This window comes from Vibrio sp. Vb1166 (assembly GCF_033338695.1).
Taxonomy (GTDB): domain Bacteria; phylum Pseudomonadota; class Gammaproteobacteria; order Enterobacterales; family Vibrionaceae; genus Vibrio; species Vibrio alginolyticus.
The window spans coordinates 23504-40697 of the sequence record NZ_JAWOTE010000031.1 but is presented as its reverse complement, the minus strand read 5'-3'; the positions used below and the strand labels follow the sequence as shown (position 1 = coordinate 40697).

General features: G+C 45.9%; 14 protein-coding genes. 9 read left to right on the top strand and 5 right to left on the bottom strand.

The annotated features are described in order from the left end of the window. Positions 1 to 275: 275 nt before the first annotated feature. Positions 276 to 1658: an MATE family efflux transporter gene (locus R7E51_RS21200; protein ID WP_206958401.1), complete on the top strand. Its 1383-nt coding sequence runs from the start codon at positions 276 to 278 to the stop codon at positions 1656 to 1658. 90 nt (positions 1659 to 1748) lie between these two features. Here R7E51_RS21200 and pfkA read toward each other — a convergent pair whose 3' ends face one another. The 3 genes from pfkA to R7E51_RS21185 all read right to left on the bottom strand — a co-directional run bounded on the left by pfkA (position 1749) and on the right by R7E51_RS21185 (position 4527). Further along, positions 1749 to 2711: a 6-phosphofructokinase gene (pfkA, locus tag R7E51_RS21195; RefSeq protein WP_005381521.1), complete on the bottom strand. Its 963-nt coding sequence runs from the start codon at positions 2709 to 2711 to the stop codon at positions 1749 to 1751. A 283-nt stretch (positions 2712 to 2994) separates the two neighbouring features. Next, the gene (gene fieF / locus R7E51_RS21190) at positions 2995 to 3903 is read right to left on the bottom strand and encodes a CDF family cation-efflux transporter FieF (protein ID WP_025768809.1); all 909 of its coding nucleotides are present in this window, start codon (positions 3901 to 3903) and stop codon (positions 2995 to 2997) included. Positions 3904 to 4014: 111 nt separating this feature from the next. Then, entirely contained in the window at positions 4015 to 4527 is a 513-nt protein-coding gene (locus tag R7E51_RS21185) for a CpxP family protein (protein WP_017821773.1), read from the bottom strand. Positions 4528 to 4717: 190 nt separating this feature from the next. On the opposite strand from R7E51_RS21185, the gene R7E51_RS21180 reads away from it, so the two are divergent. The 4 genes from R7E51_RS21180 (at position 4718) to trmL (ending at position 8200) form a co-directional block, all read left to right on the top strand. Further along, entirely contained in the window at positions 4718 to 5407 is a 690-nt protein-coding gene (locus R7E51_RS21180; RefSeq protein ID WP_005382384.1) for a response regulator, read from the top strand. Then, the gene (cpxA, locus tag R7E51_RS21175; protein WP_005382383.1) at positions 5407 to 6801 is read left to right on the top strand and encodes an envelope stress sensor histidine kinase CpxA; all 1395 of its coding nucleotides are present in this window, start codon (positions 5407 to 5409) and stop codon (positions 6799 to 6801) included. The genes R7E51_RS21180 and cpxA overlap by 1 nt, the downstream gene beginning before the upstream one ends. Before the next feature lie 174 nt (positions 6802 to 6975). Continuing rightward, positions 6976 to 7584 carry a superoxide dismutase gene (locus R7E51_RS21170; RefSeq protein ID WP_005382382.1) on the top strand — a complete coding sequence of 203 codons (609 nt, stop codon included), beginning with the start codon at positions 6976 to 6978 and terminating at the stop codon, positions 7582 to 7584. A 136-nt stretch (positions 7585 to 7720) separates the two neighbouring features. After that, the gene (trmL, locus tag R7E51_RS21165; RefSeq protein WP_005382381.1) at positions 7721 to 8200 is read left to right on the top strand and encodes a tRNA (uridine(34)/cytosine(34)/5-carboxymethylaminomethyluridine(34)-2'-O)-methyltransferase TrmL; all 480 of its coding nucleotides are present in this window, start codon (positions 7721 to 7723) and stop codon (positions 8198 to 8200) included. Positions 8201 to 8270: 70 nt separating this feature from the next. Here the strand turns inward: trmL and R7E51_RS21160 are convergent, their stop codons facing one another. Next, positions 8271 to 8789 (bottom strand): FxsA family protein, encoded by a 519-nt coding sequence (locus R7E51_RS21160; RefSeq protein WP_005386383.1) that lies wholly within the window; start codon positions 8787 to 8789, stop codon positions 8271 to 8273. 431 nt (positions 8790 to 9220) lie between these two features. Here R7E51_RS21160 and aspA point away from each other — a divergent pair, with 431 nt between their 5' ends. The 4 genes from aspA (at position 9221) to R7E51_RS21140 (ending at position 14974) form a co-directional block, all read left to right on the top strand. Further along, the gene (gene aspA / locus R7E51_RS21155; protein WP_005382379.1) at positions 9221 to 10672 is read left to right on the top strand and encodes an aspartate ammonia-lyase; all 1452 of its coding nucleotides are present in this window, start codon (positions 9221 to 9223) and stop codon (positions 10670 to 10672) included. 176 nt (positions 10673 to 10848) lie between these two features. Next, positions 10849 to 12156 carry an anaerobic C4-dicarboxylate transporter gene (locus R7E51_RS21150; RefSeq protein ID WP_005382378.1) on the top strand — a complete coding sequence of 436 codons (1308 nt, stop codon included), beginning with the start codon at positions 10849 to 10851 and terminating at the stop codon, positions 12154 to 12156. Between the two features lie 161 nt (positions 12157 to 12317). After that, positions 12318 to 14150: a protein-disulfide reductase DsbD gene (locus tag R7E51_RS21145; RefSeq protein ID WP_017821772.1), complete on the top strand. Its 1833-nt coding sequence runs from the start codon at positions 12318 to 12320 to the stop codon at positions 14148 to 14150. A 194-nt stretch (positions 14151 to 14344) separates the two neighbouring features. Continuing rightward, positions 14345 to 14974, top strand: a complete 630-nt coding sequence (locus tag R7E51_RS21140; RefSeq protein ID WP_005382375.1) for a response regulator — start codon at positions 14345 to 14347, stop codon at positions 14972 to 14974. Here the strand turns inward: R7E51_RS21140 and R7E51_RS21135 are convergent. Then, positions 14971 to 16722 (bottom strand): potassium/proton antiporter, encoded by a 1752-nt coding sequence (locus R7E51_RS21135; RefSeq protein ID WP_017821771.1) that lies wholly within the window; start codon positions 16720 to 16722, stop codon positions 14971 to 14973. The two genes, R7E51_RS21140 and R7E51_RS21135, sit on opposite strands and share 4 nt — an antisense overlap. Positions 16723 to 17194: the final 472 nt, after the last annotated feature.

Genomic DNA, 17194 nt, shown 5'->3' with positions numbered 1-17194 from the left:
ACGATAACTCGGTCATGTAATGGACGAATGTTCATCGGTCGTCTCTCCTGAAAATTTCCATGTTTATTTGATAATTGTCCTTAGGGACTGTAGCCCCAGACACGTGATCCCTATATAAGGGGTCGAAGCAGCGATCCCAAGGGGGTGGCACAAAATTTTTGTGACTTAGTTAAAATAACGAACAACTAGGCAACGGTTTGCGTTAGAAATGCTCACTCGCTCGGCATCTCGCTTTCTTGTATCCTTGCAGTTTGCTCACCAGATAGTTGTCACACATGCAGGAAAATAACAAGCTGGAACCCCAAGCGACCGATAAGCATGGTTTGTTGACCGCACCCATTCCTGAAACGCTGCGGAAAATGACCGTACCCATGACCATGGGCATGATCGCAATTTTGATGTTTAACTTGGTGGACACGTTTTTTATCTCGTTGCTTGGCACTCAAGCGCTAGCAGCTATCAGCTATACCTTCCCTGTAACCTTTGCGGTTAACTGCATTACGATGGGGATTGGGATGGGACTATCGACCAATATTGGTCGCTTGCTTGGGCAAGGTCATGCACCACAAGCTGCTCGGTTCACCACCCACGGTTTGTTGTTAGCCGTGTTACTTGTGGCTATCGCGTCTTCTATTGGCTTTACCACCATTGCGCCATTGTTTCGTTTTCTTGGTGCGTCTGATGATCTCATCCCTCTTATTGAGCAATATATGCAGGTCTGGTATCTCACCATTCCTCTGCTAGTGATCCCAATGGCGGGCAACAGTGCTATCCGAGCTACTGGCGACACAAAAACACCAGCAAAAGTCATGATGTTGGCTGGTTTGATTAATGGCATGCTCGATCCATTGTTGATTTTCGGTTATGGCCCTTTTCCGGAACTTGGCATTCAAGGCGCAGCCATAGCAAGTGCCTTTAGCTGGTTAGGTGCTTTGTGTGGCTCATTCTATGTGCTAATTAAACGGGAAAAATTGCTTGCTCAACCCCAATGGGCTTTGCTGAAACAAGACTGGCAACAGACACTAAAAATTGGTACCCCTGCAGCGCTATCAAACGCGATGAATCCATTGTCCGGTGCCATTCTGATGATGCTGTTATCCAACCACGGTACAGCGGCGGTTGCTGCTTACGGCGCAGCGCAGCGTATTGAGTCTATATTGATTTTAGTATTGATGTCGCTGACCTCTGCCCTCACACCGTTTATGGCACAAAATTTAGGAGCCAAACAACCGCAACGAGCCTTTTCCGGTTTATTTATTAGCATGCGTTTTGCAGCGGTATTCCAAGGGTTTATCTTCTTGATGATGGTGCCACTGAGCATTCCTCTGGCTGCGCTGTTTTCTCAGGAAGATGCGGTGAAAAACCTGCTTTGGCATTATTTACTGGTGGTGCCATTTAGTTATGGCTTCCAAGGCATCGTAATGATGTTAGTCAGTGGTTTGAATGCGATGCACAAGCCATTGCGTGCATTCCAGTGGAGCTTTATGCGGCTGTTCATTTTTACCTTGCCATCGGCGTGGATCGGGAGCCAAATCTACAGCATTGAAGGCTTGTTTATCGGTATCGCGGTTGGGAATACGTTGGGTGGGCTACTGGGCTACTTGTTTGCGCTGCGCGAGCGAAAATTAACGCTCATAGAGCAGAGCAGCGTGTCTTAACACTCGTCTATCACTAGTTTCTTTTTGTTGATTCTCAAATACAAAAAAACCGCGGAAAGCCGCGGTTTTGTTTATCTATTTCAAGCTTGCTTAGAACAACTCTTCAGCAACTTTGTATAGATCGTTGCGTACTGGACGCTTCATGTTTTCGATTGCGTCGATGATATCGTGGTGAACAAGTTGCTCTTTCACGATACCTACACAACGACCACCATGACCTTCGATCAATAGGTGAACAGCGTAGTTACCCATACGAGATGCTAGTACGCGGTCAAATGCAGTTGGACGACCACCACGTTGGATGTGACCAAGTACTGTTGCACGAGTTTCACGACCTGTCGCGGCTTCGATGTCACGTGCTAGTTCATTAGCATCCATCATTAGCTCAGTAAGCGCGATGATCGCGTGTTTCTTACCTTTAGCGATACCATCTTGGATGTTGCTGATCAGCTTGTCTTTGTCTAGACCAGTTTCCGGAGTGATGATGTATTCACAACCGCCCGCAATTGCAGACATCAGAGTCAAATCACCACAGTGACGGCCCATGATTTCTACAATTGAAATGCGTTGGTGAGATGAAGAAGTATCACGTAGACGGTCGATTGCATCGATAACGGTGTTTAGTGCACTTAGGTAGCCCACAGTGTAATCCGTACCTGCGATATCGTTGTCGATTGTGCCCGGAAGACCGATACATGGGTAACCCATTTCAGTCAGTTTCTTCGCACCCATGTACGAACCATCACCACCGATTACCACTAGTGCATCGATACCATGTTTTTTCAGGTTCTCAATCGCTTTTTCACGAACTTCCACTTGTTTAAATTCAGGGAAACGTGCAGAACCTAGGAACGTACCACCTTTGTTGATCACATCTGAAACGCTAGAACGATCTAGCTTCTCGATGCGGCCTTCGTATAGGCCTAGGTAGCCGTCGTACACACCGAATACTTCCAATCCTTCGGATAGTGCTGTACGTACTACGCCGCGTATCGCAGCGTTCATACCAGGTGCGTCACCGCCACTTGTTAAAACACCGATCTTCTTAATCATGCTCACCCTCGATCTTTGGCAATCAATTATTTAATTTTCTTTTAGGCCCCTTGTTACCAAGCAACCTGCATAATCCAGAACTGTGCGTTATGTTACATTTCCTCTACAGGATTACCAATGAAAACGCACTTTTTTATGTAACTTTTCTACTTATGTAAGAGTATTACAGTTTCTCTATGAAACTTTGTTGATTCATATCAGGATCACGAATCTTAATAAGTATTGATGGAAAGATAGTCAATAAGTACCTGTTTGTCGTCGGGCACTGATGGATTTTTCAAGCCTACCAATCTTGTGCTTTCTGCTCTTTCTCTGGTCCGAAAACGACAGACAATGGATCTTGATGGATCAATACATCCGCATCAGGAAACAGAGCCAATAAATTATCTTCCACTTTATCAGCAATGTAATGCGCCTCAATTAATCGTAAGTTATCGTCTAGCTCTAAATGCAACTGTATAAAGCGCGTCGGTCCTGACATTCGCGTGCGTAACTGATGCACGCCCAATACCCCTTTTACGCTCAAACAAGCTTGGTTAATTTGCTCAAGCTCTTCATCGGGCAACTTTCTATCAAGTAAGGTTTGAATCGCTTCGCTGACCATTTTGAAAGCGCTATAAAGAATGAAGACACCAATACCAATCGCAAACACAGCATCCGCTTGAGTCACTCCAAAATAACTGAGCCCCAGAGCAACCATGATCGCAGCATTCATATACAAGTCAGTCTGATAATGCAGAGAATCCGCCGCTATTGCTTGGCTCCCCGTCACGCGAACCACATGTTTTTGGAACATCACCAAGCCAAGTGTGACCACAATCGCAAACAGCGATACATACACACCTAACTCCGGTGCGTGTAAAGCATGTGGGCGGAAAAATCGGTCAATCCCGTTAAGAATCAAAAATACTGCCGAGCCCGAAATAAACATTGCTTGGGCTAGGGCCGCTAAGGACTCAGCTTTACCATGTCCAAACGTATGTTCGCGGTCTGCCGGTTGTAAGGCGTAACGAACCACCACAAGATTCACAACCGAAGCCGCGATATCTAACATGGAGTCAATCAATGACGCCAATAAGCTCACTGAGCCGGTTACCCACCACGTGATAACTTTTACTATCAGAAGAAGCGTCGCCACAATGGTTGCAGTCCAAGCGGCGGTCGTAACTAAACGTGCGTATTGCTGTTTCATAATCAAAGAGTTAACTAAAACCATACGTTGAGTATATTGAATGACCATGAAATAACCAGATCAAAAAGAGGCAACCAATGGCTGCCTCTTTATATAACATCAATTCATGACTTAATTATTGCGCGACTTTTCCATGAGCTTGTGCATTCTGTCGCCACACTCTTGCATACGTTCATTTTGTAGCTCAACAAATTTCGCTTTCTGCTCAGGTGTTAATACGCTAAGCATTTGGTGCTTTCTTTCTAGCATTTGCACGCGACGTTCCGTTTGGCGCTCAACCATCTCTTTTGCTAATTCGGTAGCTTGAGCTTCATCAAAATTATCCGCCAGCAAAAGCGATTGCACTTTTGCGTGATGCGCTTGACGCTCAGCCATACGTGCTTCTTTGCCATCAGCGAATTTTGCTTTCATTTCTGCTTTGTTTGCTTCACGCATTTCTTTTAGCTGATCTTTTTGTGCATCAGTCAGGTCTAGTTGACGCATGACACCTCGGTCCATACCCATGCCGCATTCGTCACGAGGACCTTTATGATGGTTTTTACCACCGTAAGCGAATGCGCTTGCGGCGCCAAGAGTAAGAGGTAGAACAACAGCAGCTAACACAAGTTTTTTTGCAGACTTCATAATACGATTCCTTACACAGGTGAGTGGTTCTTCTGAGCTGTTCTCACAGCGCTTGAGTATAGAATACGACCCGCTAGGTAAAGCGACGTATAGGGAGCGTAAAGAATCGTAAAGAGTGATTTTTCTCCTCTTCGTTGCGCATCATTCCAATGTAATATTAGGCTATCGGTAACTTACTATAGGTGCCCCCATGGCAAACATTCTTTTAATCGATGACGATATCGAGCTAACTAGCTTATTAAAAGAAGTACTCAGTTTCGAAGGGTTTGACGTCAGCGAAGCAAATGACGGTGAAGCCGGCTTAGCCGCGATCAATGATAAGATTGATTTGATTTTGTTGGATGTCATGATGCCAAAACTCAATGGCATGGAAACGCTGAAACGCTTACGTGAAAATTGGGAAACTCCCGTCTTGATGCTGACCGCTAAAGGGGAAGAAATTGATCGCGTGATCGGCTTGGAACTGGGCGCGGATGATTATTTACCAAAACCTTTTAGTGACCGAGAGCTGTTAGCGCGAATCCGCGCGATTTTACGCCGCACTAGCAGCACACAAAAAAATACCAAAAACAGCGATTGCATTGAGTATCAAGAAATCCGCCTCTATCCCGGTAAGCAAGAAGCGTATTGTGAGCAACAGTTACTCGATCTCACAGCAACCGAGTTTGCGCTACTCACCCACTTCGTACAAAACCCAGGACAAGTGCTGACCAAAGAGACACTGAGCTTAGATGTGCTTGGTAAACGACTCGCTGCTTTTGATCGCGCTATCGATATGCATGTCTCGAACTTACGTAAAAAATTACCAGATCAAAGCAATGGCAAGCCGCGAATTAAAACCCTGCGTGGTCGTGGCTACATGCTGCTTGAGGAGGATTAATGCGCCTATCACGCATCAAACTGCCAAACATCAATAGCCTGTATGGACGCATCTTTGCCATTTTTTGGTTCACCATGTTATTAGTATTGATAGCCGTGCTATCACTGCCACATTTGGACCCACGCAAAGCTCGCGATATTCCAGAAGAACACTACAAACGTATGGTAGAAACGCGTGACTCAATCCAACAAAAATACAGCCAGCAAACTGATTTAGGCCGCATACTTTTTCGTATCGAGGGCAACCGTCACGGCAAGCACGACCCTCGCCCACGAGTCTTTTTTTCTGACTACAGCGGTAATGTTCTTACGACAGAAAAACGCAGCAATTTTCAATTGCGTGCCATGCAAAACTTTGTCACCAGTATCGAAGATTACAATAATCCAAAGCAGAAGCTGTATGGTCGATACATGATTGCGGGCCCAATTCCTATCACTTTGGCAGGTTCCGATATCTTGATGTACGTGGGCTTCAAATGGAATGAGCCACCACCTCTACTCCTGCGTCTGTTTGATCACCCATTCCAGCTCTTGCTTGCAGTCATGCTGGTTAGTACACCATTGCTGTTATGGCTTGCTTGGGCTTTGAGTCAGCCTGCACGTCGTCTTGAAGCCGCTGCTCAACGTGTGGCGAAAGGTGAATTTGTCACAGACCCAAATTTAGAAAAAGGTACGGCGGAATTTCGTCAAGCAGGCAGCAGCTTCAACCAGATGGTCGAAGCGGTTAATCAAATGATTTCAGGACAACAACGTTTGCTATCCGATATCTCTCACGAGCTGCGCTCACCTTTAACTCGTCTGCGCATGGCAAGCGCATTAGCGACGCGTAAACAAGGCGAAAGCCCAGAACTGACTCGTATCGATACCGAAGCGCAGCGCTTGGAACAGATGATCAGTGAACTATTAGAGCTTTCTCGCATGCAGGCGAACAGTCATATGACTCGCGAAACACAGCCACTAGAAAGTTTATGGGAAGAAATCATTAAAGATGCGCAGTTTGAAGCAGAGCAAATGGGCAAACAGCTACACTATTCAGAATTACCTAAGCGCAATATTTCCGGTAACCCTAAACTGCTGATGAGTGCGGTGGAAAATATCGTTCGTAACGCCATTTACTACGGAAAAGATGAGGTACAAATCGACATCAAAGCCGATGACGATACGCTTCGTATCACGGTTGACGATAATGGAGAAGGTGTACCAGAAGAGGAACTGGCCGCGATTTTTCGCCCGTTCTATCGCGTTTCCACGGCACGCGATCGCCACTCTGGCGGCACAGGTCTCGGCCTAACCATTACCGAAAGTGCCATTCGCCAGCACAGTGGCACGATCGCAGCCAGCCGAAGTCCGTTAGGCGGATTGCGCATGAGTATCACCTTACCGATCAATTGTTAGTCTCAATTTGATGAACTAACAATAATTCGCACCATATTTCTAGAGTGAGTGATTCACAGCCCCACCCTCACTTTAGAAATTGGCGAGGCTTCTTAGAATACCCTTACAAAGATCAAAGTTGATAATAATTATCGTTAGCATTAAAGTAAATTTTCCAATTAAGGAGGATTTACTATGTCACATACATTTCCCGCTCTGCCTTACCCGTACGATTCACTAGAGCCGTACATCGACGCGAAAACCATGGAAGTGCATTACAGCAAACACCACAAGACGTACTTTGATAAGTTTGTAAATGCCGTTGAAGGGAGCGAGCTCGAAACTCAGTCATTAGACGAGATCTTTGACAATATCTCTAAGCTCAGTCCAGCAGTACGTAATAATGGTGGCGGCTATTACAACCACATCATTTATTGGAATTGCATGTCACCAAACGGTGGCGGAGAGCCTCAAGGCGCGCTTGCTCAAGCAATTAACGATAAATTTGGTAGCTTTGCGCAATTTAAAGAGGCGTTTGCCCAAGCTGCCATCAATACCTTTGGGTCTGGCTTTGCATGGCTGATCGTAAAAGATGGTGAGATTCACATTACGTCCACCAGTAATCAAGACAACCCTCTGATGGACGTAGTGGATGTGCGCGGTGAACCAATCCTCGCATTAGACGTGTGGGAGCACGCGTATTACATCAGCTACCAAAACCGTCGCCCAGAATATATTGATGCGTGGTGGAACGTCGTCAACTGGCGAGCAGTTGAAGAAAACTATGCTCACGCTCTCTTATAAAGAGCATCACTACTCACGGTATTAACATCCGCGCTAATGCCTGCTTTCATACCCAGGTCAATCTTGCTGAATCTCGCATATCTCGGTGACTTGGGTATATACTGCCCCTCTCTTTGACCAACTCTATTTCAATACCATGTTTGATATCGCTTTATACGAACCAGAAATCGCGCCGAACACCGGCAACATCATTCGACTATGCGCCAACTGCGGTGCAAACCTTCACTTAATTGAACCTCTGGGTTTCGATCTTGAAGAGAAAAAAGTCCGCCGTGCTGGTTTGGATTACCATGATTTAGCTCGCGTAACACGCCATAAAAACTATCAAGCGTTCTTAGAGTATTTAGAGAAAGAGAAGCAAGGTAACTATCGATTGTTTGCCTGCACCACCAAAACCACAGGTCACCACGTTGATGCACAATACCAAGCGGGTGATGTTTTGATGTTTGGTCCAGAAACTCGTGGCTTGCCTGCTGAAATCATCGATAGCTTGCCAATGGAGCAGCGTATTCGCATTCCAATGATGCCAGATGCGCGCAGCCTAAACCTTTCGAATGCCGTTGCGATCATTGCTTTTGAAGCATGGCGTCAAATGGGCTTTGAAGGCGCATTGTAAGCAGCACGAATTCCAAATACAGAAAAGGGCGCTTGGTGCGCCCTTTTGTTTTCTTTACTGTCTAACTCAATCAGTTGAGCTTGTTGCGATCATCATCGTCTTTACGCTCGTATTCCCCTTCGAAGGTCTTGCCATTATCTGACTGGGAATCAAAAGGGTCACGACGGAACGGGTCTTGCTCAAATGGCCCCTGGTTAGAGAAACCACCTTGGAAGCCACCACCATGCATGGTTTTCACCACCATTTTGCTCATCAAGTATTTAGCTATCGCGGCGCGTGGCGCAGGAAGCAACACCAACATACCAAGGGCATCGGTCATAAAGCCCGGGGTTAACAGTAGCACGCCAGCCACCGCTAGCATTACGCCTTCAAAAATTTGCTGGGCTGGAATTTCACCTTGTTCAAGACGCCCCTGTACTGACATCAGTGTTTGTATACCTTGGCTACGAACCAACGACGCACCAACAAATGCAGTGATTAAGACTAGTGCAATGGTCGGCCATAAACCTAAAAAGCCGCCCACCTGAATAAATAAGCCGATTTCAATGATCGGAACAAAAATAAACGCTAATAATAAGATAGGAAACACACGCCCTCCTTTGTTTAATTCAGTGTAATGGTAAAAGCAGACTAAGCTCAAACGAATCGTTGTAAAAAAGCGTGTTCATACTGGTCTCCTTCTCTTTTAGACAAAGTAGCGGGAACGCGTTTCATTCAATTGCATACCGATTTTTTCGTGCTTTTAAAGTGCTAATTTCGAACTCTAAAAACTCATGTTTGTCGAGGAAAATCGAGTACCTATAAAGGGTTATTAATAACCCGTTCATACTTTGCAAATTATTGACTCATGAAAAACGAAAAAGGTGATCTAGTTACTATTTTTATGCGCTAGGTGCAGTATCATGTGCCACATAAGTCAGGACGGATTTTCCAGCCAAAAATTCTGATGAATGGATTCTAGATTGCAGAAATGGCTAATAAATAACTTTATTATCAGAATTATCATCTAAGGATCCTGCTATGGCTACCCTATCTGATGCTCCAAAAACAGCAAACCCAGCCACTCGTATTGAAGAAGATCTATTAGGTCAACGTCATGTCCCTGCAGATGCGTACTACGGTATTCATACGCTACGTGCGATCGAGAACTTCAACATCTCTAATATGACCATCTCTGACGTACCAGAATTTGTACGCGGCATGGTAATGACCAAAAAAGCAGCAGCGTTAGCAAACAAAGAACTTGGCGCTATTCCAAAAGACGTTGCAAACTACATCATCGAAGCGTGTGATTTGATCCTAGAAACTGGCAAGTGTATGGATCAGTTCCCATCAGACGTATTCCAAGGCGGTGCAGGCACTTCAGTTAACATGAACACGAACGAAGTGATCGCAAACGTTGCGCTTGAGTTGATGGGTAAAGAGAAAGGCCAATACGAATTTGTTAACCCAAATGACCATGTAAACAAGAGCCAATCAACCAACTGTGCGTACCCAACAGGTTTCCGTATTGCGGTATACAACAGCGTACACAAGCTAATGGAAGCAATTGAGTACCTAAAAGGCGCATTCGAACTTAAAGCCGTTGAGTTTAAAGATGTACTGAAAATGGGCCGTACTCAGCTTCAAGACGCGGTACCAATGACAGTTGGTCAAGAGTTCCATGCGTGGGCGGTAACACTAAACGAAGAGATTCGTGCTCTAGATTACACATCTAAACTCCTCCTAGAAATCAACCTAGGCGCAACCGCAATCGGTACTGGTCTAAATACACCAACTGGCTACCAAGCGCTTGCAGTAAAACACCTAGCGGAAGTAACAGGCCTTGATGTTGTTGCAGCAGAAGACCTGATCGAAGCAACGTCTGACTGTGGCGCATACGTAATGACTCACGGCGCGCTAAAACGCCTAGCAGTGAAACTATCGAAGATCTGTAACGACCTTCGTCTACTTTCTTCTGGTCCTCGTGCGGGTCTAAATGAATTGAACCTACCTGAAATGCAAGCAGGCTCTTCAATCATGCCAGCTAAAGTAAACCCAGTTATCCCAGAAGTAGTAAACCAAGTTTGCTTCAAAGTTCTCGGTAACGACAACACGGTTTCTTTCGCAGCAGAAGGCGGTCAGCTACAGCTAAACGTAATGGAACCTGTGATCGCACAAAGTGTGTTTGAGTCTATCTCTCTACTACACAACGCGTGTGTGAACCTACGTGATAAATGTATCGACGGCATCACTGTGAACAAAGAAGTTTGCGAAAACTACGTTTACAACTCTATCGGTATCGTCACTTACCTAAACCCATACATCGGCCACCACGAAGGTGACATCGTAGGTAAGATTTGTGCGGAAACTGGTAAAAGTGTTCGTGAAGTCGTGCTAGAGCGCGGTCTGCTTACAGCAGAGGAGCTTGATGAAATCTTGTCAGTAGAAAACTTCATGCATCCTACTTACAAAGCAAAACGTTACGAGTAATAACGAATCCGAAGGGGGCCACTCAGGCCCCTTTTTTAGGCTCTCATACGGTTAACCACATTTTTTATATGCTTTTATTGCCGCTAAACCACTAGGTTCTCATTCTCTGAGCATTTACTCCTGTTCCTGAGTGTTCAAAAAATCAGAATCAAATAAAAAACTAAAGAGGTATCAATATGGTCATGGTCGAACTCTTCGTGGTTCTGCTCTTCATCTATTTGGGGGCAAGAATCGGTGGTATCGGCATTGGTTTTGCCGGTGGTGCTGGGGTCATTGCGTTGTCTTTGATCTTGGGCGTACCAACAAGCCAAGCTTACATTCCCGTTGACGTAATTTTGATCATCATGTCTGTAATCACCGCTATCGCAGCAATGCAAGTAGCTGGTGGTTTAGACTGGATGGTGCAAGTTGCTGAAAACTTTTTGCGCAAGCATCCTGAGCGCATCACCTTTTATGCGCCTATCGTAACTTACCTAATGACATTAATGGCGGGTACTGGCCACACGGCATTCTCTACTTTGCCAGTGATTGCAGAAGTAGCGAAAGGCCAAGGCGTGCGCCCTTCTCGTCCACTGTCTATCGCGGTCGTGGCATCGCAAATCGCTATCACCGCATCACCAATCTCAGCGGCTGTTGTAGCGTTCGCGGCAATGCTGCACCCATTTGGCGTTGACTACCTAACACTACTAGCAATCTGTATCCCAACGACGTTCATCGCGTGCATGATCGGTGCGTTCGTGGCGAACTTCATGGGCTGTGAGCTAAAAGACGATGCTGAATACCAAGAGCGTCTAGAAAAAGGCTTAATCAAGCTAAATACAGAAGCAAAACGCGAAATCCTACCAACAGCGAAGAAAGCAACCTTCATCTTCCTAGGCGCAATCGCATTTGTCGTGTGTTACGCAGCAGCAATTTCTGGCTCTGTTGGCCTTATCGAGAACCCTGCTCTAGGTCGTAACGAAGCTATCATGACGGTAATGCTAGCAGCTGCGGCAGCTATCGTAATGAGCTGTAAAATCGATGCTGGCAAAATCCCAGCCGCAGCAACATTCCGCTCTGGTATGACAGCGTGTGTGTGTGTTCTTGGTGTGGCATGGCTAGGTTCTACGTTCGTTAACGCGCACGTTGACGGCATCAAAGAAGTGGCTGGTGCGCTACTAGCAGACTACCCATGGATGCTAGCACTTGTTCTATTCTTCGCTTCAATGCTGCTTTACTCGCAAGGTGCAACTACTGTTGCGCTGATGCCAGCAGCACTAGCAATCGGTGTGGCACCACTTACCGCAGTTGCATCTTTCGCAGCAGTAAGTGCGCTATTCGTGCTGCCAACTTACCCAACGCTTCTAGCAGCGGTTGAGATGGACGACACGGGTTCAACTCGTATCGGTAAGTACGTATTCAACCACCCATTCTTTGTACCTGGTGTGGTAACCATCGCTTCTGCGGTAGCACTTGGCTTCGCATTCGGTGGTCTACTGATCTAGTAGAAACAGAGTCTTACTCGGGGAGCTTCGGCTCCCTTTTTTATTCCCTGTTGTCTTGATTTATGCTCAATAAATCTTCATTTTCATGAAACTTATTGACTCGCCTCCGGGTCTGATTGAGTTACACTAACGGCAATTATCTAAGATGAATTGACTCTTTTATGCGCGCATTACTTTCCGTTTTACTCTTAGGGCTCATTACCTTTTCCACTCCGTCTTTAGCTTTATTTGGCAAAGACCAGTTTAACAGTAGCCAGAACAACAGTTTTGGTAGCAGCAGCGACAGCTTTGTTCCGGTTGATCAGGCGTTTCCATTTAACTTCTACCAGCAAGATGACAAATTGATGCTCGATTGGCAGGTACGTGACGGGTACTACCTATATCAAGAGCGCTTGTCTGTAGCTGGTGAGAAAGTATCGCTAGGCGAACTGCAAATGGAAGACGGCACACCGCATAAAGATGAATTCTTTGGTGACGTGCATATCTATACTCAACCTCTCTTCGTTAATGTACCAATGCATGATTGGCAAGACGGTGCTCGCGTAGTCGTGCAATACCAAGGTTGTGCGAAAGCAGGCTTCTGTTACCCGCCAGAAACTCGCGTGATTCCTATCAGCGCGTTTACTTCGTCGAACTCAGATTCAACAACGGCGACAACTGCATCAAAAGCAGAACAGGCACCAACAGCAACGCCACCAGCGGCGCAATCATCTACGTCTGGTGACACATCATCGGCGCCAGTAACACAGCAAGATAGCCTTGCAGCCAACCTTGCTGATAACTGGTGGACACCACTTCTGTTCTTGGCGCTTGGTGTGGGCTTGGCATTTACACCTTGTGTGCTACCGATGTACCCAATTCTGACCAGCATAGTGCTTGGCAGTGGCAAACTAAGCCAACGCCGCGCGCTAGGCTTGTCATTCGTCTACGTGCAAGGCATGGCGCTGACTTACACCCTACTCGGCCTTGTGGTCGCGTCTGCTGGCATGCAGTTCCAAGCGGCAATGCAACACCCTTATGTGCTGATTGGTTTGAGCGTACTGTTCATCGCACTCGCTTTTTCTATGTTTGGTCTGTACTCATTACAGCTACCAAGCAGCGTGCAAACGTGGCTGAATAACTTAAGTAACAAGCAGCAAGGTGGTAGCAGTGCTGGCGTGTTTGCAATGGGGGCAATATCTGGCTTGGTTTGTTCTCCGTGTACTACCGCCCCACTCTCTGGTGCGCTGCTTTACGTCGCACAAAGTGGCGACTTACTCACCGGTGGGGTCGCCCTTTACGCGCTAGCGATGGGCATGGGTATTCCGTTGATCCTTGTAGCGGTATTTGGCAACAAGTTGCTACCAAAAGCAGGTGGTTGGATGGACCGTGTGAAAACACTCTTCGGCTTTATTCTGCTTGCCGCGCCTATCTTCTTACTAGAACGCATCATGCCAGAAATGTGGTCAACGATTCTGTGGTCAGCACTGGGTATTGCTGCTTTTGGTTGGCTATACCACATCAAAAACAGTCTAGAGTTTGGTGGCTGGAAACAAAGTGCCGTGGGCATAATCGCCGTCTTAGGTTTGCTAGCCTCAGCACAACCTATCTTAAATTACTGGTTTGGCAACAGCAAAACACAAACTCAGCAAGCCACTGTTAGCTTTACTCGCATTGCTAACGTGGCGGAGCTTGAAGAACAACTGGCACTTGCGAAAGCGGCAGGTAAACCCGTCATGCTCGATTTCTACGCCGATTGGTGTGTAGCATGTAAAGAGTTTGAAAAGTACACCTTCCATGACCCAAGCGTCGAAGCCAAACTGCAAGACTTCGTTCTTCTGCAAGCAGACGTGACCAAAAACCAAGTGCAAGACATCGAACTACTGAAGCACATGAGTGTGCTTGGTTTACCAACAATTGAGTTTTGGGATGCCAGTGGTGAACACGTTTCAAACGCTCGTTTGACGGGCTTTATGCAAGCCGAGCCTTTCTTAGAGCATATCAAGCAGTTCTGATAACCAGATATTCAAACGCCAGTGATGTCCACTGGCTTTTTTTGTTGCTCAGATTTGAATAAGAACATTGCGTTTATATGCAATTTTCCTAATAAAAGTCGATTTGGTTCAGACTTTTAGCGAATAAATATTGTCCACTCTCTCAAAGCTGGACAATAATAAATTTAACGAAATAGTCAAAAGTGTTTAACGTCATGGATTCGACCTACACCATCATTATTGCAGATGATCACCCACTCTTCCGGAATGCCTTGTTTCAATCTATCCACATGGCTATTAGTGGTGCAAATTTGCTGGAAGCGGACTCACTCGACGCACTTCTGGCTTTGTTGGAGCGAGAGGAAGAGCCAGATTTAGTGCTATTGGATCTCAAAATGCCAGGAGCAAATGGTATGTCTGGCTTGATTCATTTGCGAGCAGAGCATCCAGATTTACCTATCGTCGTCGTTTCAGCGAGTGAAGAGCCGGCGATCGTGACGCAAGTGAAAAGCCATGGTGCATTTGGTTTTATTCCCAAGTCCAGCGACATGCGCGAATTAGTGAACGCGCTCAATCAAGTGCTGAATGGCGACCCATACTTCCCTGAAGGGTTGATCACCAATAACGCGGCATGTAATGACTTAGCGGAAAAGATTGCTGCGCTAACACCGCAGCAATATAAAGTGTTGGGAATGTTGTCCGATGGCTTGCTGAACAAGCAAATCGCTTACGAATTGAATGTTTCAGAAGCCACCATAAAAGCGCACATGACAGCGATTTTCCGTAAGCTCGGTGTAAAGAACCGCACGCAAGCCGTGATTATGCTGACGGAAATGAGCGACTAGATTGACGTCTTATCGTCAGACTTACTTTTTTCGTTTGGCAATCGGATACCGACTTTAGTGACCTGCTGATCAACAACATCAGCGACGATCCAATGCAAACCTTGCCACTCGAAATGGTCTCCCAATACTGGCGTGCTACCTAATTGCTCTTCGACAAGGTTTCTCAAACTTTTATCCAGCGGTTCATCCCCCAGATTCAAACCATACATCACGGCAATATCGGCAAGCTTCACTTCAATATCGAGGAAGAAGTCACCGAAGAATCGCGCTAGCGACGCTTTCTCTGGGGCTTCACTAAACAGTAAGCTCAGTGCATCTAAATCCTTTTCTTGTGCTAATACACACAAGGTATCATCTTCCTCAAGACGCGTACTGCCGGATGGGTGCAATAGCTCTTTACTGCGAAATACAGCGGCGATACGCGTTCCTTCCGGCATCGAAAGACTACGTAATGGCTCACCAATGCACCATTTATCTGCTTTAAGTCTATAGATAAACAGCTCCCACTCACTGGTCGGGTAAATCTCTACACCCGTACGCGAAATTGGCTCAGGCTTAGAAGGTAGCTCGACCTTTGCAAGAGACATCGCCTTAGTCAACGTGCCCCCTTGTACTATCAAAGACACCATTACTACAAAGAATGCCAAATTGAAGTACAGTTGAGCATCTGGCAACCCTGCCATCATCGGAAATACCGCGAGGATGATAGGTACAGCGCCACGCAATCCTACCCAAGAGACAAACCACTTTTCACGTGGCGTGAAACTCTTGAATGGCAGTAAACCAATCCAAACTGAGATTGGTCGGGCAAACAAAATCATCCCGAAAGCAAGCGCAAGACCTGGCAACGCAATAGAGAGTAAATTGGATGGCGTAACCAACAAACCAAGCACCAAGAACATACCAATTTGAGCTAGCCACGTCATACCATCTAAAACATGAAGAATAGAGTGGCGGCTGCGTGTTGGACGGTTACCTAATAAAAGACCAACAAGGTAAATCGACAAAATACCACTGCCACCCAAAGTGTTAGATAAAGCGAAAATAAGCAAGCCACCACTGACCGTTAAAATAGAATACAGCCCATCTGGTAATTGATTGCGATTGATAACTTTCCATAAGAGCCAGCCACCAGCGAAGCCAAGTAACGCGCCAATACCAAACTGCTTAAGAAAACTGAACGCCAAAAAGCCCGCACTTAAATCTGCGCCAGGGTTCGCTAAAATAGCAATCAGAGTTACGGTCAGAAACACCGCCATTGGGTCATTGGTGCCGGATTCAATTTCCAGCGTTGAACCAACACGTTCGTTCAGGCTACGACCTTTGAGTAGAGAGAAGACCGCGGCAGCATCGGTGGAACCAACAATCGCACCAACCAATATGCCTTGCAATAAATCTAAGTCGAATAACCACGTTGCCATCAGCCCGGTTAAAATGGTGGTGATCGCAACGCCAAATGTCGCCAAAGAGACCGAGGGCCATAACGCAACCCTAAAGCTGGCGACCCGCGTTCTCATCCCACCATCAAGCAAAATGATGGCTAATGCGAGGTTACTAACCAAATAAGCGATCGAAAAGTTATCGAATAAAATGCCGCCTAAGCCGTCTTCCCCCGCTAGCATTCCAACGGCTAAAAATACCAAAAGAATTGGGATTCCCAACTTAGAAGACACTGGGCTTAAAAGAACGCTAAGTGCGATTAACAACGCACCTATTAGAAAAAAACTGTTAATGGTGTCTGCGTCCATTCTCACCCTCCCTTAATGAAAAACGATAATAATTGTGATGAGCAGGCTACTTCGTTAATGAGGTAATGCCCTAATCTGCCTCCCCTTTACACCGTCTCAAAATGCGAGGTTGTACGAGAATGACTCAGTTATATTACTTTATTGTGCGTTAAAACGGTGATTTGATGCGAAAACTTTATGTAAATAAATTACTTGTGAGCTTTCTTATCTACGCCTTCTCTCTTTAAGAGCCACAAGATCACCACCAATACTTACACAGCATCTCCAAGTTCAATGAAGAAAAGATTAATGGCCCGTCTTAATCATGCCTGTTTATCCAATCAACCTTTAGACCTTTGGCTAACTTAACAGTTTATTAACATAACGTTTTACCCCTTTGTTCGCTGCAAAAGCCCATAATATGGGGGTTCTTCATTTTTAACACCCCGACTAAAGTTGAAAAGAGTTATTGCCAACACCTTGCTAATGTACA